This is a genomic window from Acinetobacter sp. SH20PTE14, from assembly GCF_021391555.1.
Lineage (GTDB): Bacteria > Pseudomonadota > Gammaproteobacteria > Pseudomonadales > Moraxellaceae > Acinetobacter > Acinetobacter amyesii.
In genome coordinates this window covers 1817058-1838452 of record NZ_CP090067.1, presented here as the reverse complement: position 1 = coordinate 1838452, position 21395 = coordinate 1817058, and the positions used below count along the sequence as shown (strand labels likewise).

Genomic DNA, 21395 nt, shown 5'->3' with positions numbered 1-21395 from the left:
CGGTTTTTTTATTCATAGTTAAATTAGGCCGGTATAGAAGCAACCTTATCTTCACGATCCCAATAACGGTGATTCTGTATCGTTGTTTTAAATTGATCACTGACATCTTTGAAACTTTGTGAAGTGAAAAGCGCAGCATCTTGAGTCAGATTAAGCTCTTTAATTAAAGCCTCTTTATCACCTAATAGTACTATAGGTTTAAGATGCTTAAATGTTTCTAAAACATAGTGTTTAGCTACACCATCATTTAAGAACTCATCTAAATTATCTCCATCAACAACAACGACAGCATCGTAGGTAACTGAAGGTTCGCCATTCTGACGTCCATCCACTGCAATTTCTTTACCATCGTTAGATTTAACTGGCGCTGCATTAGGGGCTAAAACTTCAACTACAGCACTTTCTGATTCGCCCCAAGTCTTGATTGCATCGATAGATGAAGCATTTGCACCGTTGTGTACCAGTAGTGCAATTTTACGTTGCTTAATATCAGATGCAGGGTATGCCAATGTACTTAAGTGATCAGATTTAGCAACAGCAGCTTTCTTAACCGATTTACTTTGCTTAGTCGGAGCAGCTAACCCTAATTCATTTGCAACAAATTTCGCTAAATCCAAGTCAATATTTGCAAGCACCTCATTTACGACCCGTTCCCTAATTTCAACAGCTTTCACTTTTGAAAGTTCAAATGCATAGGCATCCTTTATATGTTGCTGTTCGTGCTTAGCAAGACTTTGGTAATGCATGGTCGCTTGCGAGAAATGATCTGCGAAGCTTTCTGGTCTAATTCTTAACTTGCTGCCTTGGATTTGTTCAGGATGGGTTTGAAATGCATGCGGACCATTATTAGATTCTCTAGGCCAATTTTCATCTACAGAGTTAGGCTCATAATTCGCTTTACCTTTATAGACTTCATGGTTTGCATAGCCGCCACGTCGATTGGTATGGAAAGGGCAGACCGGTTTATTAATTGGAATTTGATTAAAGTTTGCTGTTCCTAAGCGGTGCAGATGCGTATCTGTATAGCTGAACAAACGACCTTGTAATAAAGGATCATTACTAAAATCAATTCCTGAAACAATATTGGCTGGACTGAAAGCAACTTGCTCTGTTTCTGCGAAGAAATCATCTGTATTTCGATTTAGAGTAAATTTACCTAGTGGGGTAATAGGTACAAGCTCTTCAGGTACCAATTTTGTAGCATCCAACACATCAAAGTCCCATTGAGCCGCTTCTTCTTCAGTAAAGATCTGTGCCCCTAATTCCCACTCAGGATAATTGCCACGTTCAATGGCATCCCATAGATCGCGACGATGGAAGTCGGGATCTTTACCATTAAGCTTTAAGGCCTCATCCCAAACGACTTGGGCAACACCTTGTTTCGGTGTCCAGTGGAATTTAACCAAATGCGCCTGATTATCTTTGTTAATTAATCTGAAGGTATGTACACCAAAACCTTGAATCGATCGTAAATTTCTAGGAATAGCACGATCTGACATCACCCAGGTTGTCATATGAGAGGCTTCGGTATTTAAAGAAATAAAATCCCAAAAGGTATCATGCGCAGATTGACCAGTAGGAACTTCATTCGGATCTTCAGGCTTTACAGCGTGGACAAAGTCAGGGAACTTGATTGCGTCCTGAATAAAAAATACAGGAATGTTATTACCGACTAAATCGTAGTTTCCATCTTCGGTATAAAATTTGATAGAAAATCCGCGTACATCACGGACTACATCAGCTGAGCCGCGTCCGCCTTGTACTGTAGAAATTCTGACAAAGATTGGTGTTGGATTTTGAGTATTAGTCAAAAATTTAGCCTTAGTCCATTTTTCGTTGCCTTCATAAGCTTCAAAATAACCATGCGCTCCAACACCACGAGCATGCACAACACGCTCAGGGATACGTTCACGGTCAAAGTGAATTAACTTATCTCGTAAGAGAAAATCTTCTAACAGAGTAGGACCAGTCTGATTTATTTTTAAACTATTTTGATTGTCAGCTACAGGTACACCCAAAGATGAGGTCAGTGTTTTACCTTTAGGGTCTACATATGCCTCTTTTTCAAACTGATCAATTTTTGGATTATTTGATTTTTTCATGAGCTACATCCCTTTGTCTGATGTTATTTAGTACATGTGCTAGATAAGGTTTTGCTATTGCATAAAGCTAATATAGACAATAAAGATGCTTGGCAAATTTAAAGTAAAAAATTGTCTATTTTGTGCTCAATCTGATGGTTGATTGGAGCTACTTTCACAATAAAAAGCAGATTCAGCCCAGCGGTCACATTTGCAGCGGGGGCACTGAGCATTTAGAGAACTAATAAATTGTGTTTGACCACACAGCATGCACGAATAGTATTTTTTGGAATCAAAACGCTGTGCTTTTTGGTAGTGATCAGGAAAAATTGGTAGTCCCCATTTAATATTATCCTTGGCATAAGGGATTACACTTAGACACCCATCTGTTTCAAGTAAGGCTGATTTGACTTGCCCTAAGTGTTCTATTTTGTTTTGCCTTAGCTCAGCAAAAAATTCGTCATATGAATACTTTTCCTGTTTGATATCTTCAACAATCAATAAGCCATCTTTGACGATATACATTGGCCTACCTTCTAACATGGTTTCAAATGAATCTGATTTCATGATGAGGTAAGTAGTTAATCTATATAGAAGAATAATGACTGCAAACACAATGAGTGCTTGAATGATGGGGATATCATCATTAAACATGGGATCGCCAGCTGCAGAACCCAAACTTAAGATAATTGCTAACTCAAATACTGAAAGTTGCCTGACACCTCTTTTACCTGAAAATCTTAAAAAAATAATAATTAAGATAAACATAATGATGCATCGGAAAATAATTTCCAATGCAAAAGTAAAAGAAGTGTCATGCAGAATTATTTTTATGAAGTCCATGCTTAATACATTTTTTGAATTTTAGTTTATAAGTTGTTGTTTACATCTTGTCCCAAGCATCCTTAATTGCATGCTTAGCATGTTCCCATTTCAAACGAGAATCTGCTTTAAACTCTTCCCATTTGGTTTGTAAATCCGGCTCAGAATCTTCGAAACGCGCATTCTCACCGTATAAATGACGTTCGCGCTCACCAAGCTCATAAGCTGACCTTAGATCACGGTCATAGTCAATATCGGGTACTTCTCGTTGAAGATCGCCATAGTACGGTCTATTGGAGTAATCCGTACGCCAGTCATGATGTATTGGATGTTCATTTTGATGGTCGTTCATAGTAATAACTCCGATAAATTATTTAATAAATTGCAAAAGTAGTGATCCCTGGGCTACTTCTGCAAATACAAATTACTGTTGTTACTTTGACTATTGGTCTTGCTGATCATTCTGCTGACGTTGTTGATCAGACTGTTGGTTTTGTTGATGTTGGGGTTGCTGCTGTTGTTGCTGACCATTTTGCTGACGTTGTTGATCAGACTGCTGGTTTTGTTGATGTTGGGGTTGCTGCTGTTGTTGCTGACCATCCTGCTGACGCTGTTGATCAGACTGTTGGTTTTGTTGGTGTTGCGGTTGCTGTTGTTGTTGCTGACCATTTTGCTGACGCTGCTGATCAGATTGTTGATTTTGTTGATGTTGGGGTTGCTGCTGTTGTTGCTGACCATTCTGCTGGCGCTGCTGATCAGATTGTTGATTTTGTTGATGTTGGGGTTGCTGCTGTTGTTGCTGATCATTCTGCTGACGCTGTTGATCAGACTGCTGATTTTGTTGGTTTTGAGGTTTTTGAGTATCGCCACGTTGGTGCTGTAAGCGAGTATCATTATTTTGATCTTGGTTATAATTAGACATAATACTGTTCCTTTAAAGATTAATTAGATAATCTACTCAATTACAGTAGATCATTTATTATTAACATGAATATTGCTAATATGATTATTAAAGATGTTACATAATCTTTATTAAGTTTCAATTTGTTTAAAAGTAATACTTTGGGGGCTGTTTTATATACATAAATAGTTATTTTTTAATTACATGAAACTAACAATAATAATTTTTTCTCTGTACACGACAAAAATAGATAACTCATTGAAATAATGTCACAATAATTGTTTTCTAACGACGAATACTATGACACATCTCAATGAGTTATATCTTATCTTAAACAAATCTCTAAAATGGAACAAGTCACATTTAAAGTGCTTTGCGCTCATCATGCTTGTGATTATTTTAAAGCAAACATGTAATCTTTCTTCTGCATCTAAAGCCTTGCCCATCAAGTGTTTACCACAATCATTTTATCGACGTATGCAGCGCTTCTTTGCAGGTCAGTATTTTGATTATCGTCAAATTTCTCAGTTGATTTTCAATATGTTTTCATTCGACCAAGTGCAACTGACTTTAGATAGAACCAATTGGAAATGGGGAAAACGAAATATTAATATCCTGATGCTCGCAATCGTTTATCGTGGAATAGCGATACCTATCCTTTGGACATTGCTTAATAAACGTGGAAATTCAGATACGAAAGAGCGTATTGCTTTGATTCAACGCTTTATAGCCATTTTTGGTAAAGACCGTATTGTGAATGTGTTCGCAGACAGAGAGTTTATCGGTGAGCAGTGGTTTACATGGTTAATTGAACAAGACATCAACTTCTGCATTCGTGTTAAAAAAACTTCATTGTCACCAATCATTTAGGAAAGAATCATAAAATTAGTGATTTATTTCGCCATCTTAAAGTTGGTCAAATTGAATGTCGTAAACGACGGATTTTGGTTGGTCGGGTGAAACTATATATAAGTGCACTACAGTTAGAAAATGGAGAGCTTTTACTCGTCGTTTCTCCTCAGTTTAATGCCAATGCTATTCAGGATTATGCATTACGCTGGGAAATTGAAACCTTATTCAGTTGTCTCAAAGGACGCGGGTTTAATCTTGAAAATACGCGCTTGACAGACCCTAGACGAGTGAAAAAATTGATTGCGGTGTTAGCTATAAGCTTCTGTTGGTGTTACTTAACGGGTGAATGGCAACATAATCAAAAAAAAGCGATAAAAATAAAGAAGCATGGACGACTCTCAATGAGTTTATTTCGCTATGGTTTAGACTATGTTCAAATGGCGATTCAGCGTTTAATTGGTTTTGGAAAAAAGAAGAGTTTAAGGAAATTTTGGCAATTTTAAGAAAGCAGAATCCTGATAGGATAAGGGTTCTGTGAAATTTGTCGTGTACAGAGTAATTTTTTAATATTTTAGTGAGTGACTTGCATAGAGCTTTATATAGTATTTTTAATTTTTTGATAGGCTTACTTTTAGTTAAAATTTTGAAATTATAAAATTTTTTCTTAAAATAAATGCAATAGAAAAAAGTACCTACAGGTTTCTTTTTGTTTTCGGATCCTCCGCGCTTTAAAAGTCCAGTGCAAGATATATAAATATCTGATTTGAATAATTTTTTTCCATTTACAATCATTTGAGTGGTTACTTCTGGGGATTCAGCAGTATATTTATCTATAAGTGATTGTTTTATATTTAAAATACGCTCCTTGAATAGTAAGTCATAACTAACAATAGAACCATCCAGAAGTATTCCAGAGTTTTTATCTTGTGAAATTCTATATGCTAAATAACCTGCACTCGCACTTTCAAATAGCGTTATCGATAGGGATTTTTTAGAAATAAAGTCAAAAATTGATTTCATATAAATTATCCTATGAATATTTTATAAAAGAATCATAATTGATATTTAAATATGAATATGTGAATTAAGTCACATCAAAAAAATGTTACTTTTTAAAAACTTGTTAAAAATTATGCTAAAGGTGTGTTTTATATATTAAAATTTTTAAAATATTACATTGCGTTAAATTTTATTAAAAAAAATTAACAAATACTACTTATTTTCTGAACTATGGTTAAGAAGAATCATTTACCGCGTGAGAATTATAATGCCTACAGCAGTAAAAGAAAGAATCTTAAATTTAATAACCAAAGATCATCAGAAATATTTCGAAATTGTTGAGTTCTTCTTAGATGCTTCAATACCTAATTCAGCCAAAGAATTAAAGGCATTTAAGGTTTTAGAAAATGAAATTCTAACTCTCGAGCACATTGATGAGATGCCAAATGAGATAGACCATCTTGTCGATTGGATTCATCATAATAACCGTACACAGTGTGAATATTATAAAGAATACCTAGATAGAAGAAAGCAAGGTGGAGGAAGAGAGTATTTTTCATCAGTTAGTAAAGCTTATGAGTTTTTATACAAGGTTGCACCCACAAAAAAAGTGGATGGTTCATGGCTATATAGCTTTACTCAGTATTGGAATGATCCAGTATTTAGAGATTTTATCCAGATATATTTAGAGGAACTTGGTCTCGGTTCAGAAAAAGCCAATCACGTGAGAATGTACGACAACCTACTACTGGCACATGGTTTGAATCAACTATCTTTAAATTTATCTGATGCCTATTACCATCAGGCAGCAATTCAGCTTGCGCTTGCATATGCACCTTCAGAGTTTATACCAGAGATAGCAGGATTTAATTTAGGCTATGAACAACTTCCTTTACATTTGCTAATAAGCAATTACGAGTTAAAAGAACTTGGAATTGATGCACACTATTTTAATGTTCATATCACGATAGATAATTTTGATAATGGGCATGCGCAGCTTGCAACCAATGCTATTAAAAAACTTTCTACAAGGTACAGATCTAAAGATGAGTTCATTCGTAAACTCAAAATTGGATACCTCCTAAATAACAAGGGAATGAGTTCAGTTCAGATAATTAAAAATTTAAGCACCGAAAAAATGGTCCTAGAAATATTTAAGAAAAAAGCGATCGTTGGTAAACATATGCATAGTAATAAATGTATGTTTAACAATAGAACGACGAATGAATGGCTATCTGAAGATGATAGTGTTGAAGAGTTTATTTTTGAGCTTGTACGTATGGGCTGGATAAAATTGAATCGACCACCTGAAGAGAGTAGATTTTGGCAGATGATTCACGACGAAGATGGTAAAATGTTTGGAGTGTTTAATGCTGTTGAAAAAACTTTTATTTATGACTGGATTGCAGGTAAATCAGTAGATTCCAAACAAAATCAAGTGAATAATGAGTTTGTGAAAAACTTCCTAGAGACCAATTCATTTAATTATTTAGCCAACCATGAAATGGCTGAGCTTAAGAAACAATTTGATGGAAGTACGAATACAGGATATAAGATCAACAAACTTCTAAAGTATTTAGCACCTCATATGCATCATCAAGAAATTGGTTTATGGAGTACCCAACGTATTGTTGAATGTTTATTTCCATCTCTAGCTCGTCAATAAAATGAATGCTCAAAAAGTTTTATAACTTTCATCGTCAAAAATAACCGCCTCCGGGCGGTTTTTTACTAATATGTGATAATTCTACAGATAAAAATAAATACATGTTTATTAATAAAAAATAAAATAATGCTTAGTTTTTTGTAAAAGTATACAAATTTTGAAATAATTTAATTAAAATAAATTTGTATACTCGCCATATCCTAACCAAGCCTTTTAGATGCAAAAGTATACAACTCTGAAAAGTTTATAACCTATTGTAAATACAAAGGAATACAGCTTGATGCTTAACATTCCAATCCATTCCAAACTCGGTGGATTCTACTTTTTCTATTATTCAATAGTGGGTACATTCATGCCGTATTGGAGTTTGTATTTAGAGGATCAAGGGTTTAATTATCAAGAAATAGGTATTTTATCTTCGATTGCAATTGTGACACGTTTTTTTGCCCCATTTATTTGGGGTTGGATTGCAGATAAATCCGGCAAGCGCATGCTTTTAGTCCGAATAGCAACATGGATGGAAGCCTGTATTTGGTTTCTGATTTTTATAATTCCAAACAGTTTTCAGTCTGTTGCATTACTCATGCTGGTTTTTAGTTTCTTTCAAAATACTATATTGGCTCAGTTTGAAGGAGTAACTTTATTTTGGTTAGCTGAGCGGCGTGCAGAACTTTATGGAAAAGTCAGAAAATGGGGATCAGTTGGCTTCATTATTGGAGTATTTGGAATAGGGGCTTTGCTAGAAATAATACCTGTTTCAATGCTACCTATCATGTTGTTATGCATTGCATTTCTCGCATTTATTTGGTCATTTACGATTAAAGAGCCCGCTACTGCACCATCTTCACAGAAAAAACTTGAACCACTTTGGCCTATCTTAAAACGACCAGCTGTAGCGAGTTTTTTTATCATTGAATTTTTTCTGCTCTTTTCGCATGCACCGTTTTATAGTTTTTATAGCAATTACCTTAAACAGGCTGATTTTTCGACGAGCCAAATCGGTTTTTTATGGTCTGTAGGAGTCATTGCAGAAATCATTATGTTTGCCTATGCCACTGTCTTTTTTAATCGATATTTTTTGCGTAACTTAGTGCTCATTTGTTTGGGGCTAACAGGGATGCGATGGTTGATTGTAGGCTTATATCCGACGGTGTTTATCACTCAATTTGCTGCGCAAACGATTCATGCCTTTAGTTTTGGATTATTCCACTTAATCGCTATGCGAATCATTTTTCAAAATTTTACCGCAAGTCAACAAGGGCGTGGTCAAGCGCTATACAGTACCATGTGGGGCTTAGGTGTTGCGAGTGGCAGTATTTTAGCAGGTCGATATTGGGACATGCTTTCGGGACCCGTTATTTTTATGATCGCAGGACTGGCGGTTATACCTGCCATGTTTTTGGTCGTGGGCTTGCCTAAAACGATCCAAAAGCCAACTTAAAACAATTCAGTATTTTGATAAATCTCAATGAACTAAAATCACCTGATTACGGCCGAGCTCTTTGGCTTGATATAAGGCCTGATCGGCTTGATTTATCATACTTTGCAAACTTGGAGCATTGGGCAAAGACTGATGAATCAGACCTATACTCACCGTAATATAAATCGTATTTTGTTCATCAATGATGATTGGCGTAGTTTCAACGACTTTTCGGATACGCTCAGCAATACCTTGAGCTTCAGGTGCTGCAATGTTCGTGAGTAATACACTAAACTCTTCACCACCAATACGTGCAAATAAATCTGTTTCACGTAAATTCTTACGCACAACGCTCGAAAATTCTTGTAAAACTTGATCACCGACATAATGCCCATATTGATCATTCAATTTTTTAAAATGATCGATATCCATCATGATAATGGAAAAATTGAGCTGAATTTGGTTTTGTAGGTAAAGCTCACCTTGCTCGAAAAAATATCGACGATTCATCGCATGCGTTAAACTATCATGATTTGCAAGGTATAAAACCTCTTTATATAGTTCGTGCCGATTTCGGCTAATAATACAAAGAATCAACGGCGAGAGAATCAGCATGGCTAGGCCAATACGAACTGAAATTGCTGTCGATAAATAGGCAAGCGAAGAATCGTGTAAGTAGAACGCATTTAAATTGTAATAGGTCGCTAAAATTACCACGGCATTAATTAGGGATAAGGTAAATAAGCGATAGGTTAATGCTGCCCAAATCAAAGCCGCCAAAGGGTAGAGAATTGCCCCTGGACCTGTAGAAACGGCTGTTAAAAATACGCAGAAGACAACAGCAATAGCCGGAAATATTTTATTGATCTGAAAGCTTTGATGGCGTCGATCTTTGAAATAAAGTTTAAGATCGGCCAGTTTAGGAAAAGACAAAATAAGCGGTAATATAATCAGCGCATTCAATATTTCGGTAATCCACCACATACCAAAATCAATCGACAATCGATCGGTCGACATAAACGTGTTGGGTATATAAGGCACAGTGAAAATAGCAAAAAGAGCACCTGCAAGGCATCCACCGCAGGCGATGATGACAATCATGGTCAGAAAGGTGAAACCTTTATTATAGTTTTGATAGTTCACCTGAAAATATCGCATAAAAAATAGCGATACAATGCTGTTGGTTAAATTTGAAAAAGTGAGAAATAGGGTGAGTTGGAAATAATTGCCCGTCACTAAATCTGCGAGCATATAACCGGAAAACGCACCTAACCATCCCCCCAGATTACTCAGTTTGGGAAACCTTAAGAATATAGCTAATAACACTGCATTGGCAGGCCAAAAAATCGCTAAATAGCTTAATGGGCGGGTGAAAATACCGATTAAGCAGCAGCAAAGAATAACTGCAGCGACTATTACAAAAGCCATGCTGTGGCGTGCATTAAGCGGAGCAAGACTATTCGAATGCAGTTTCATTAGCTTATGTAAGCCTAGGTTAAATATGGGAGAATTCGTTTTTTTCGTATATTAAACGATAAAAATGATTTTATATTATTTTATTGTAAATAGTGTGATTTGTTTGGCATTTAGCTGATTTGTAGTTTCGTTAACCGAGATTGATTTTTTGGATAAATAGGAAAAATGATTGTTATGAAAATGTGATAAACCGCGGATTTGTAAAAAAATGTGTTACTTTAAGAGCATGATTTATATGACTGATTAAATGTATGAAAATAGCATATCTTACAGTTTTACTCATGTTGAGTTCATCGTTGGTGATGGCGGCAGATAATAAGAATACAACTCAAAATTCAGAGGCTAAAAATCAAGTTGAAGCGGTGAATAGCTTTAGGGTGACAACACGTTCTGAATTGGTCGGCTTATGGGGTATGGAAATTCCGACCAATAAAAAGTGCGTTGAATATTATAATTTTAAGAGTAATAATGATGTTGTGATCAAAAGCGGTGAAGAGTGGTCATCTGGGGTATATGACTATCAACCTGCGCAAGATCCGAATGTGCAAATTCCAGCACTGATTTTACAAGTGAAATATGACAATAATCAGATGGATTGTTCGGGCAATATTCAAGATCAAACCGGAGAAATTTCACAGTACTTTGTAAAGTGGAAAAGTCCATCGGTTATTAATTTCTGTGCCAATGATCAGGCTCAGCAGTGTTTTGCGACATTGCGTCGAGTTTTGCCTTAAGCATGACTATAGATCTTTCTTATGAAAATAAAAAACCACTCATTTGAGTGGTTTTTTTGACGCTGAAGTTTTATTTCTCTTCATGTCCTTCGACTTTCTTCAATAAATGCTTTTCAAGATAGTGAATATCCATTGCTTGTTCGCAGAAATTTTTATCTTGAAGAATCAAATCTTTATGTAGCGGAATATTGGTTTTCACGCCAGTTAAGATAATCTCTTCTAGAGCTTGTTTCATGCGCGCAATAGAGGTTTCACGATCTTTACCATGCGCAATGAGTTTTGCAATCATTGAATCATAGTATGGTGGGATGCTATATCCTTGATAGATATGAGAATCTAGTCGGATACCTGCGCCGCCCGGTGCATAGAAATGATCGATTTTGCCCGGTGAAGGCATAAATGTAGATGGATCTTCTGCATTAATACGACATTCAATCGCATGACCTTTAAGTTGAATATCTTCTTGTTGAAGATCCAAACCTAAGCCAGCAGCAATGCGTAATTGTTGCTCGATAATATCTACGCCAGTCACTTGCTCAGTAACAGGATGTTCTACTTGCACACGAGTATTCATTTCAATAAAGAAGAATTCACCTTCTTCAAATAAGAACTCGAATGTACCAGCACCACGGTATTGCATTAATTTACAAGCATTTACACACGCTTCAAGAATATGCGCACGTGCTTCTTCAGGTAAACCCGGTGCAGGCGCTTCTTCAAGCACTTTTTGATGGCGACGTTGCAATGAACAGTCACGATCATAAAGGTGAATTGCATGGCCATTACCATCTGCAAGAACTTGCACTTCGACATGGCGTGGCTTTTGAAGGAAACGTTCCATATAAACGGTGTCGTCACCAAACCACATTTCCGCATCACGTTGAGCAGCTTGTACAGATTCGAGTAGCGTGTCTACACGTTCAACGATACGCATACCACGACCACCACCACCAGAGGCAGCTTTTACGATCAATGGAAATCCAATTTCTTTGGCTTCTGCCAATGCATTGTGAATCGTTACAGCATGGTCACAACCCGGAACAGTCGGTACACCAGCTTTTTTCATCGCAATAATGGCAGAAACTTTGTTCCCCATTAAGCGAATGTGTTCAGGACGCGGACCGATAAAGATAAAACCTGAGTTTTCTACAATTTCAGCAAACTCAGCGTTTTCAGATAAGAAACCATAACCTGGATGGATGGCATCTGCACCGGTGATTTCAGCCGCTGTAATAATGGCAGGGATATTGAGATAACTTTCGCTGCTGGCACCTGGTCCAATGCACACAGCTTCGTCACAGAAGCGTAAGTGCATTAGGTCTTTGTCGGCATCGGAATAAATCCCTACGGTTTTAATTCCTAAAGTTTTGCAAGCGCGGGTGATGCGGAGCGCAATCTCACCACGGTTTGCAATTAAAACTTTTTGCAACATTGTGATTCCCCGTGGTCTTAAGCGCGATAGCGGAATAATGGTTGACCGAATTGGATCACTTCGCCATTTTTAACCAAAATTTCTTCAATTACACCGCTTTGAGTTGCTTCAATTGGGTTCATGATTTTCATTGCTTCGATGATACCGAGGGTTTCACCAGCAGATACAGTTTGACCAACTTTCACAAATGGTGCTTCACCTGGATTTGGCGCAGCATAGAACACACCAACCATAGGAGACGGCTCAACAGCACCACGTGGTGAACGAGGTGCAGCAGGCGCAGCGGCAGGAGCAGCCATAGCAGGCGCAGCGGCAGCAACTACTGGATTGCGGCGAGTTAGAGCAATCGATTGATCGCCTTCTTTAACTTCAATCGCCTGTAAGTCAGATTCAATCATCAAATCGATGAGTTTCTTGATTTTACGGATATCCATGAACAGTATTCCTAATTAAGATTGAGAAGTTGGTTGAATTTTTTCGATGGCGAAGTCTAGTGCTGCGGCATAACCTTTTGCACCTAAACCACAAATAACGCCAACGGCTTTATCAGATAGATAGGAGTGATGTCTAAATGCTTCGCGAGCGTGGACATTTGATAGATGTACTTCGATAAACGGAATGGCTACACCTAGAAGGGCATCACGCACAGCAACCGAAGTATGTGTTAGGGCTGCTGGATTAATAATGATGAATTGAACGCCTTCTTGTTGCGCTTGATGAATTCGGTCGACGACAGCGCCTTCCCAATTACTTTGGAAAGTGTCGAGAGAAATGGAAGCGTTTTGAGCCTGTGAAATCAGTTTTTGGTTGATATCTTCGAGTGTTAGATAGCCATAAACTTCGGGTTCACGTTTTCCCAGTAAGTTGAGATTCGGTCCATGAATGACCAAAATGGTCGAGCTCATTCAGCCTGCTCCAATAAAAAGTTGCAAATTTACTTTGCAAGATACCTGCAAAGTTTGCTCATTATGGCATAAAATTCCACATTTTTTTTATAATTTCTTTGAATTGACGTGAAAAGCATGTGCCGAGAATGGGCTATATAATGCGAACTTTGCAGAGAATTGGCAATGTTAAAAAATTACATTTTTATCATTATATTGTAGGACATCATTTTAAACCCAATTGGCTAAAACTGTTGATATCTTTTGTGTAAACTTGCTTTATCGTGGTGCATTCGTGTAGCAATAACCAGTATAAATGATTTGAAAGGTGAGATGGCTTGTACATTTGTCTTATAGATCGTCAGTTGAACAGCCTACGCATGCATAGTCGTAAAGATGGTATTTATACAGCGACTTAAAAAATTCTAAGGTTTAACTTATTTCACGCGTAAAGGAATCTAAATTGTTCTCAGTTTTCAATCGAGTTATTTGAAAGAATAAATCAGGTTTGTGTGCTAAGTATATAAAAATTAAAAGATAGTTACTTTTTCTATGGTTTATAAAGCATATTTCTAGGCCAATGAAATTTTTTTCATAGATGATAGGGCTCAAGCTAGATATTTTGTTTGCCTTAGCGAATTAAATATTCTGTGGGAGCATTTCCTTATAAGTAGGCAGCTTTAGATATGATGAGCATTTATTGCCTAGCTAAGTCATACTTTATAGACCTATATATAAGCGTATTAACCATCCTGTGTATTTTCTAGTCAGTGTTTTGAATCTATGAAACGTGCAAGGCATTGACGATTTCTTTCATAAATCATGTAAGTTTGGAAAATCGGGTATTTGTCCAAATTTGCACAGGCATTGGCAAAAGTTAAATCTGTGGTGGTAAAGAAGCTTGCTGTTTGCATGCTGCTTCTATTTTTTATTCGTCTATTTCTATGTTTTAGCGGTATATGTGTTGAATAAGTTTCCTTTCTTCTTGTTTATACTTTTAGGTGGAATCTACCGCATTGAGTCTTTTTCTATAAATGAATTGATAAAACAAGGCTCGAATGCTTTCCCGCGGAAAAAATTTATCTATATAAGTGTAATTCACGGTAGAATGCCCGAAACCTATATGGCCTGAGAACAAACATGGCAAAACATACGCAAAATTCATCACCTTTGGCAGAATTGATTGCAGAACAAAAACTTTTATGTGAAGAAGTGGGATCTGCATATGTAGAAGTGCAGGGCGATGATGTAATTGCTGTGGCTGTTCATACCTTAAATAAAGATCCAATTGTTGGTATTCGTAAGCCTGCAGAAGGTGATGAAAATGTCAGTTGGTATATTTATGGTGGTGAGCTTGAAGGCGCAGATAACTTTGAAACAATGACTGTGCGTAAACTGCAAGATGTTGTGCCTGAAGTGCTACCGTATTTAGCTTTGGATGTAGGCTATCGTTTTATGATAGATGCTGATGATTATGAAGATGTTTGGAAAGAAGGTGATGAGGCTTAATTTATGCATTCTCCATTGATGTATAAACTTTATGTCTTTATTTTCTCTGTGTTTACTGCTTCTGTAATACATGCAAATGTGAATGAAACGGTTACGCCACAACTGACTCAAGCTGAATATAATGCTCAGATACAAGCATATACTGAGCAAATTAATTCAACCAAAGCCATTTTAGATGACCCTGCATCTACTGCAACGGGTCAGCAGCAAACTCAAGCGTTTTGTTTAAGATTGAATGCATATCGACAGATTTTAGAAATATCTCAGCAAAACTCAGCTCTTGAAATGGCCAATCTAATGCGAGTGGCTTCACAGCATTATTTACAACAACAGCAACAGAGTATGCAGTCATCTGGCTTAAACGAAAGTGCATTTTGTTCGAGTCCTACAAAATAAATTGAGACGTAAATTGTTTCTTCTATTTTTAAAACTCTAGCCTCGCTTTCTTTCATTTTGTTCTATTTTCATAATTCGAAATCGTCTAATATTTCAAAATTATTACAGCATTATTCACTATAAGTGCAGTTTCTAATAATATTAGAAATTGAAAATGCAGATTGTCAGGAAATGATATGAAATATGCTTAAAATGATAAGTCCATCACATTATTATGATCAAGTTAGAACGATTTATATGCAACAAACATCCCTGGTCCTGTTGCATAGGTCAGTCCTAATACATCAACTTGTTGATGTCGTTCTCTTTTAGCCACTGAATAAGTGGCTATTTTTTTGTGAAAAATTAAATGCTTAATCAGATTATAAATCGAATTTGGATAAAATTTAAATTTTTCATGATGTGGCATCCCCATACATTGACTCATATGTGCAGTTTGGTTCGAGGAATACAATCAAATGATTAAATCACTTTGTATTTTATCATTTCACTCTCGGTATGACTGATGGATAAATAGACAAATATTGCAAGTATGATAAGATAATTGAACACATTATTTTTGATGTTTGAGGAGTTGTTTACATGACAGCTTATACTTCAGTAATGAAAGCAAGCCAATATGAGGACGATATGATCCCGAGCCTTGCTATCAATGCATTTCGCCATGCTTTTGAACAAGCAAGTGCGTCATCCACTGTGGTTTATGTAAAAGGTTTACAACTGGTTCAACGTCTGCAAAATGGTCAAGAAGTACAATTAAAAGATGTATCAGCCGATTTTGTACAAGTGGATGATCTACCAAAAATCTTAAAACGTAAAAAGAAAACAGAGGAAATTGTTTAATACATGCCTCCACAACCTCGCATTAGAATGTTCGCGGGTCCAAATGGTTCAGGTAAAAGCACAGTTAAAGAATATTTATTGCCCCATCATATTGGGGCATATTTAAATGCGGATGAACTCGAAGCTCAACTGAAACATTCACACCGGCTCAATTTGTTGGATTATCATCCCGCTTTAAAATCCGAAGCACTAATTGACTTTCTATATACGAAAAAGCGTCCCGTTGATGGAGAATTTATTCCGCTATTAGCACGTAAACCTCAGATATTAGATCCGTGGAAAATTGAGTTTCATCTAGATCAGATTGACTCATATCTTTGTGCAAGAATTATCGATTATATCCGTTTGCAGTTTTTAGAACTAAAAATTAGTTTTACCTTTGAAACGGTGATGTCCCATATTTCAAAGGTGGAGTTTCTACGCGAAGCAAAAAGAAAAGGCTTTAGAACCTATCTATATTATGTTTCCACTATTGATCCTGTTATCAATATTTCACGTGTTCAGTACCGGGTGAAAATGGGTGGACATGGTGTTCCAGAACAAAAAATTCGCGAACGTTATTATAGAAGTATGGATTTGTTAATGCAGGCGGTAGAAGCAACGGATCGAAGTTATTTATTTGATAACTCTGCCGATGGACAGCATGCTTCTTTCATTGCGGAAATTGAACAAGCTGAAATTTTAAAGATGAATTCAGGTATTCAGCGTTTACCGTGGTGGTTTGTAGATAAGGTGCTTAAAGAGTTTGAGCCAAATTAATATCAACTAAACGTAATAAAAAACAAAATAACAGGATGAACCTATGCAAAATAACGACTATGAATTACAACAACATTCAAACTCATCTCCATTAGATCAAACTCATCTTGATCAAGCCATTGAGCAGCAAGCTGAACAAGAACAGCAAAAAAATAGTACATCATCTGATCCTTTATCTTCTCTAGATTTGACTGACTTAGCTGAAATTGGTTCGAATATTATAGAATTGGGTTCAGATGCTTTAACGTGGGTGAGCGATGCACTCAGCGATATCAGTATTGATCTATAAATTATCTATTATTTCAATTAACTTCATAATAAACAGCCTTTATTGAAAAATCTCCGAGGATATATTTCGTGATTTTTCAAGTTTATAAATTAATTCTAAATAAAACTAATCAAACACTCTTGAAGCTTTAAACTTTTCAATCAGGAAAGGCATGTCAGAATGAATATTTAGACTGGCGGCAGTTGGTTACTTCAATAAAATAGCCTAAGTATATAATAGATTTTAGAAACGCATGTACACGCAGATCACTTAACCGCATCTCAATATTTAAAACAAGTTCTTGGTGGTAAAATTGCGATGAGCCATAACATCAAGATTGTGCAGGAAACATTCAGCGCCATTTATAATTTTGATGTGAAATATTTTAATTCACATCAGTCTTTTGATTATTTATTTGCAGATCATGAGGCATTTAAATCGATGAGTTAAATGCCTATAACATTCCAACGCCTGGACATACACCTGCTTGTCTGAGCTATGTTGTTGTTGGTGATGCTGTGTTTGTCGGTGATACCTTATTTATGCCTGATTATGGCACAGCACGCTATGATTTTCCCAAGGGTAGTGCGGCAGAATTATTCGACTCTATACAAAAGATTTATCAGTTAGCACATCAAATGCGCGTATTTTTATGTCATGACTATTTACCAGAAAACCGGTCAGAATACTGCTGTGAAAGCAGTGTACATGCACAAAAGGAGCAGAATATTCATATTCACGTTGGTACGAAAAAAGAAGATTTTGTCACAATGCGAACTCAGCGTGATGCAAATTTGGCTATGCCAAAACTGATTTTACCTGCAATACAAATCAATATGGATGCAGGTAAATTTCCAAAACCAGAAGGGAATGGTATTCGCTATTTAAAAATTCCTTTTAATCACTTTAAATCTACAAATTAAAGACAAAGATCTTTTAGATTGAATGCGGTTGGCTATTTCATTCTATAAAATAGCCTAAGCAAGTTAAATCATTGCCACCTACAAATAGCCTAGTAAGACTAATAATTTTTAACTGTCATTTGATTTCATTCCGTCAACTAGGCATCATAATATCAACATAGCAAAGTATTCAAAAATGATCCTAAATTACGAATATCATCAAAAATTAGAGGGCGAAACGCATCCACTAGTCTTTATTCACGGTTTATTTGGCAGCCTCAGTAACCTAGGGATGCTTGCCAGAGCTTTTCAAAATTCACATTCTGTCATTCAGCTTGATTTACGAAATCATGGTAAATCACCTCAAAGTACAGAAATGAATTATCGTGAGATGGCAAACGATGTACTTGAGACATTAGATGCGATTGGTATCGATAAGTTTTCAGTGATTGGCCATTCCATGGGAGGCAAGGTCGCAATGCAATTGGCTTTAATCTCAGAGCGGGTAGAGCAACTTGTTGTATTGGATATCGCGGCATTTGCATATCAGGAACGTCATCATGATGAAATATTTATAGCTTTGATTGCTGTACAAAATGCGCAAATTCAATCTAGACAGCAAGCGGTAGAAATTATGCGTGAGTATATTCATTCAGATATGGTGATACAGTTTCTACTCAAGTCTTTTAGCAAAGGACAATGGTTGTTTAATGTAGATGCGTTGTATAAACAGTATGACCAAATTATTGGTTGGGAAAGTATGGGAAATACTTGGCAACAGCCTGTATTGTTCCTCAAAGGTGGACAGTCACCTTATATTTCAAAAGCGGAACATACCAATGCGATTGAACACCAATTTCCACATGCGAAAATTGTAGTAATAGAAGGTGCAGGCCATTGGTTACATGCAGAAAAAACAACTGAAGTTATAGAGCAAATACAAAATTATTTAAATTAATACGGTGTGCCTTCAATTATATTTTGAAGGCAAAACATCGAAATATTACTCAATCGAAATGTTATTGGCTTGAAGCTGACCTTCTGAGGTCAGTAGTGCGGCCATCTCTGCAGTTTTTTTCAGGCCTGGCATACGATATTCTGTATGACCATAATCTTGAATAGATTTCCAGCGTCCGCCCCATGTTAAACCAACAGACTCAGCAGCTTGACCATAAAGTTGATAACCACGCATAGCCCAAGGGTCTCGTTCAGTAATGACCACTTTGCCATTGCGTTTAAATGCAACATCAGCTGCTAAACCAAACTGATGATAACTTTGGAAGCCACGGGCACGAGTGGTATTTTTATTGGTGGCTAAATTATTTTGACGTTCTGGACTACGATAACCTTCGAGTAAAACCATTTCATAGCCATGTTGTTCACGCATGATTTTAAACACCATCAATAAACGCTGCTTATAACGTGGGTTCATTTTATGCCATTTACGATCTGCTGAAGGTACATCTGTAGAGTATGAATGCGTATGGATATCTTGAACTTCTGGGTTAAAGCTTGATGCCATTACAGATGGCTGCTCAATCATTGCTGCTTCTTCAGCGATCGCTTCTTGAATAAGATATTCTTCAACCTCAGGAGGCGCATCTAAAACCTGTCCATCAAGCATGGCGTAAATTTGTGGGTCGACTTTACGCAAATAATCCGCTTCCACTTTACTTGCAGTAATCGGGCGAGTAAAAGCAAATAATAAAATACTGGCAAACAGTAAGAAGCCTGCAAATAAAATCCACCATTGTTGTAAATGCCAGTGTGATTGAATTTGTTGTGGTGCTGCTGCATAGTTCAGTTCATAAGCAAAATTTTTGGCGTGTTGAATTCTTTTTTTACTTTGTGGAATGATTTGAAAGAAAAAATCCTGAACTTTAACTCTGAGTTCATAAGAAAAACAAAGCACTGTCACCAGTGCTAAGACAAAGAAACAGCTAACCAAAAAGATGATCATGGGGAAACTGTAGCGCTCACAGTCGCATTAGCAGTGTTTGTTGCAGCAACCACTTTCGGACGTTTGGTTTCAGAAATTTGCGTTCCACCCATCGGTTCTTCAAAGTGTTCTTCTTCTTTTGCTGCTTTCGTAGAAGGCTCTGTAGGTTTGGTCACCTTAGCTGTTGTTGGCGCAGCTTTTGGTTTTACTAATGTAGTTGGAATATGTTGTTTAACGGTTGTTGTAGCAGCTACAACAGGGCGCTGCGGTTGGGTAATTTCAAAAGGCGAACGGTTATTCGCTACAGCTTGAACAGGCTGAGTCACTTTAGCTATATTGCCATGATTGAAAGCAGTAGCTAAATCATTCGAATATAAACCATTATCCTGATCTTTTTCGTCCGTAGCATGAACGCTTTGCAGTGCTTTTTCAGCTGAAGATTGCTCATTTTCACTTTGACGGGGTGCAATGGTTGCCTCAGTTTCAGCTTTATCTTCAGTTGGGGCAGAAGTAGTCATTTCTGTATTTGCAGGCTGATCGTCAGAACTTAGATAAAAATATCCCAGGCCAACAACAATAATGACCGCAGCACCAACAAGAAAGCCAATCGCAGCATGAGCTAAAGGCGGTAAATTATTCTTTTGAGTTGACTGTAAAATTCTAACGTTATTCGATTTTTCGTTTGCCATGGTGTCTAAGTCTTATGGTAAATGAATGGTGATATAAGCCTGTTCCGATGGTGCAGTTATGACATTTTGATATTGTGATAACGCCTGATTATTTTGGTTGGATAACATATATTTCAGTCCACCAAATGCTAATACAGCAAACAATGCCCAAAAGATAATGATCCAAAAAAATGGTAATTCACGGTGAATAATATTTTTAATTTGATCCGGCAGTGCCGCGAAAGGCGAAAACGCCTTTTTACCTTTCATATAATCAATTTCATCACCGACACGTGCAACGAGTGAATTGAGCATTTCAATCGATTCAAGTCGGTATTTACCATGAAAACCAAGGAGCATGCAGTAATGATAAACTTCAAGTGCTGCTAAACGATCTTTATTCTTAGAACGAATTTGCTCTAAATTTTCAAAAAAACGATAACCTGCTAGCTGTGAACCAAAAAGACTTAATTGCAGTGGATTCATCATCCAATTGTTTTGTAAATCAAAAAAACGTGCATCTTGTTGGGTGACAATGGTTTCATCTAATAAAGCGCAATAGGCATATTTTGCGTCCGTGATATCTTCATTGCTGAATTGAAGCTTACGGGCTTGGCTTTCAAATCGGTTTAATAGATCCATAATTTTTGTCCTGAAACTTTCAGGGCTGGATGGAACATATTGATTTTTGAGTAAAAATACGATGTAAAAACCATCATGCAGTAGATCAACTAAATTGGTTGAACTGTTGATTTTCGATTCAGCACTTGGTTTTGAAGAGCCTAATCCAATTTGACCATCGTCAAAAAGTGAAGGGGCATTATTTGAAATATTCATGATTGCT

The 21395-nt window shown here is 36.7% G+C and carries 20 protein-coding genes and 3 pseudogenes; 11 read left to right on the top strand and 12 right to left on the bottom strand.

Annotated elements, in window-relative coordinates:
* Window positions 1-23: 23 nt before the first annotated feature.
* From LXF01_RS09120 to LXF01_RS09105, 4 genes are all read right to left on the bottom strand, one after another.
* Entirely contained in the window at window positions 24-2102 is a 2079-nt protein-coding gene (locus tag LXF01_RS09120; protein WP_233944192.1) for a catalase, read from the bottom strand.
* Window positions 2103-2228: 126 nt separating this feature from the next.
* On the bottom strand, window positions 2229-2924 hold the full coding sequence (locus tag LXF01_RS09115; protein WP_180036226.1) for a DUF421 domain-containing protein: 696 nt from the start codon (window positions 2922-2924) through the stop codon (window positions 2229-2231).
* A gap of 40 nt (window positions 2925-2964) precedes the next feature.
* Window positions 2965-3255 (bottom strand): hypothetical protein, encoded by a 291-nt coding sequence (locus LXF01_RS09110; protein WP_218948340.1) that lies wholly within the window; start codon window positions 3253-3255, stop codon window positions 2965-2967.
* A 90-nt stretch (window positions 3256-3345) separates the two neighbouring features.
* Entirely contained in the window at window positions 3346-3825 is a 480-nt protein-coding gene (locus LXF01_RS09105) for a hypothetical protein (protein WP_233944191.1), read from the bottom strand.
* A 279-nt stretch (window positions 3826-4104) separates the two neighbouring features.
* Between LXF01_RS09105 and LXF01_RS09100 the strand changes: the two are divergent.
* A pseudogene (locus LXF01_RS09100) lies at window positions 4105-5194 on the top strand (IS4-like element ISAba1 family transposase).
* A gap of 26 nt (window positions 5195-5220) precedes the next feature.
* Here the strand turns inward: LXF01_RS09100 and LXF01_RS09095 are convergent.
* Window positions 5221-5676 (bottom strand): annotated as a pseudogene (locus LXF01_RS09095) (CinA family protein); the annotation flags it as partial.
* A 247-nt stretch (window positions 5677-5923) separates the two neighbouring features.
* On the opposite strand from LXF01_RS09095, the gene LXF01_RS09090 reads away from it, so the two are divergent.
* The gene (locus LXF01_RS09090; RefSeq protein WP_233944190.1) at window positions 5924-7321 is read left to right on the top strand and encodes an iron-containing redox enzyme family protein; all 1398 of its coding nucleotides are present in this window, start codon (window positions 5924-5926) and stop codon (window positions 7319-7321) included.
* Window positions 7322-7601: 280 nt separating this feature from the next.
* Window positions 7602-8762, top strand: coding sequence for an MFS transporter (locus tag LXF01_RS09085; RefSeq protein ID WP_233944189.1), 1161 nt, complete (start codon window positions 7602-7604; stop codon window positions 8760-8762).
* A gap of 24 nt (window positions 8763-8786) precedes the next feature.
* On the opposite strand, the gene LXF01_RS09080 is transcribed toward LXF01_RS09085, so the two are convergent.
* The gene (locus LXF01_RS09080; protein ID WP_233944188.1) at window positions 8787-10169 is read right to left on the bottom strand and encodes a GGDEF domain-containing protein; all 1383 of its coding nucleotides are present in this window, start codon (window positions 10167-10169) and stop codon (window positions 8787-8789) included.
* Between the two features lie 299 nt (window positions 10170-10468).
* Between LXF01_RS09080 and LXF01_RS09075 the strand changes: the two genes are divergently transcribed.
* On the top strand, window positions 10469-10951 hold the full coding sequence (locus tag LXF01_RS09075; RefSeq protein WP_078190792.1) for a hypothetical protein: 483 nt from the start codon (window positions 10469-10471) through the stop codon (window positions 10949-10951).
* Window positions 10952-11021: 70 nt separating this feature from the next.
* Here the strand turns inward: LXF01_RS09075 and accC are convergent, their stop codons facing one another.
* The 3 genes from accC to aroQ are packed head-to-tail and all read right to left on the bottom strand — an operon-like array spanning window position 11022 to window position 13288.
* A complete protein-coding gene (gene accC, locus LXF01_RS09070) occupies window positions 11022-12383 on the bottom strand; it encodes an acetyl-CoA carboxylase biotin carboxylase subunit (protein ID WP_180005521.1) in 1362 nt (453 codons plus the stop codon).
* Window positions 12384-12400: 17 nt separating this feature from the next.
* Complete coding sequence (gene accB / locus LXF01_RS09065; protein ID WP_078190790.1) at window positions 12401-12817, bottom strand: acetyl-CoA carboxylase biotin carboxyl carrier protein; 417 nt, start codon at window positions 12815-12817, stop codon at window positions 12401-12403.
* 15 nt (window positions 12818-12832) lie between these two features.
* The gene (gene aroQ, locus LXF01_RS09060) at window positions 12833-13288 is read right to left on the bottom strand and encodes a type II 3-dehydroquinate dehydratase (RefSeq protein WP_078190789.1); all 456 of its coding nucleotides are present in this window, start codon (window positions 13286-13288) and stop codon (window positions 12833-12835) included.
* Window positions 13289-14407: 1119 nt separating this feature from the next.
* Here aroQ and LXF01_RS09055 point away from each other — a divergent pair.
* From LXF01_RS09055 to LXF01_RS09025, 7 genes and pseudogenes are all read left to right on the top strand, one after another.
* Entirely contained in the window at window positions 14408-14776 is a 369-nt protein-coding gene (locus tag LXF01_RS09055; protein WP_078190788.1) for an immunity protein Imm33 domain-containing protein, read from the top strand.
* Window positions 14777-14779: 3 nt separating this feature from the next.
* A complete protein-coding gene (locus LXF01_RS09050) occupies window positions 14780-15172 on the top strand; it encodes a hypothetical protein (RefSeq protein ID WP_233944151.1) in 393 nt (130 codons plus the stop codon).
* A gap of 582 nt (window positions 15173-15754) precedes the next feature.
* Entirely contained in the window at window positions 15755-16015 is a 261-nt protein-coding gene (locus LXF01_RS09045; RefSeq protein ID WP_180023738.1) for a hypothetical protein, read from the top strand.
* A gap of 3 nt (window positions 16016-16018) precedes the next feature.
* Window positions 16019-16774, top strand: coding sequence for a zeta toxin (locus LXF01_RS09040; protein ID WP_180172499.1), 756 nt, complete (start codon window positions 16019-16021; stop codon window positions 16772-16774).
* Between the two features lie 43 nt (window positions 16775-16817).
* The gene (locus tag LXF01_RS09035) at window positions 16818-17063 is read left to right on the top strand and encodes a hypothetical protein (RefSeq protein ID WP_180170817.1); all 246 of its coding nucleotides are present in this window, start codon (window positions 16818-16820) and stop codon (window positions 17061-17063) included.
* Window positions 17064-17282: 219 nt separating this feature from the next.
* Window positions 17283-17965, top strand: a pseudogene (locus LXF01_RS09030) (MBL fold metallo-hydrolase); the annotation flags it as partial.
* Between the two features lie 175 nt (window positions 17966-18140).
* Window positions 18141-18902, top strand: coding sequence for an alpha/beta fold hydrolase (locus LXF01_RS09025; protein WP_180155597.1), 762 nt, complete (start codon window positions 18141-18143; stop codon window positions 18900-18902).
* A gap of 45 nt (window positions 18903-18947) precedes the next feature.
* On the opposite strand, the gene LXF01_RS09020 is transcribed toward LXF01_RS09025, so the two are convergent.
* The 3 genes from LXF01_RS09020 to icmH are packed head-to-tail and all read right to left on the bottom strand — an operon-like array spanning window position 18948 to window position 21388.
* The gene (locus tag LXF01_RS09020; RefSeq protein WP_233944150.1) at window positions 18948-19904 is read right to left on the bottom strand and encodes a M15 family metallopeptidase; all 957 of its coding nucleotides are present in this window, start codon (window positions 19902-19904) and stop codon (window positions 18948-18950) included.
* Window positions 19901-20572, bottom strand: a complete 672-nt coding sequence (locus tag LXF01_RS09015) for a hypothetical protein (RefSeq protein ID WP_233944148.1) — start codon at window positions 20570-20572, stop codon at window positions 19901-19903. Before LXF01_RS09015 ends, LXF01_RS09020 begins: the two co-directional genes overlap by 4 nt.
* 12 nt (window positions 20573-20584) lie before the next feature.
* The gene (gene icmH, locus LXF01_RS09010; protein ID WP_233944146.1) at window positions 20585-21388 is read right to left on the bottom strand and encodes a type IVB secretion system protein IcmH/DotU; all 804 of its coding nucleotides are present in this window, start codon (window positions 21386-21388) and stop codon (window positions 20585-20587) included.
* Window positions 21389-21395 lie beyond the last annotated feature (7 nt).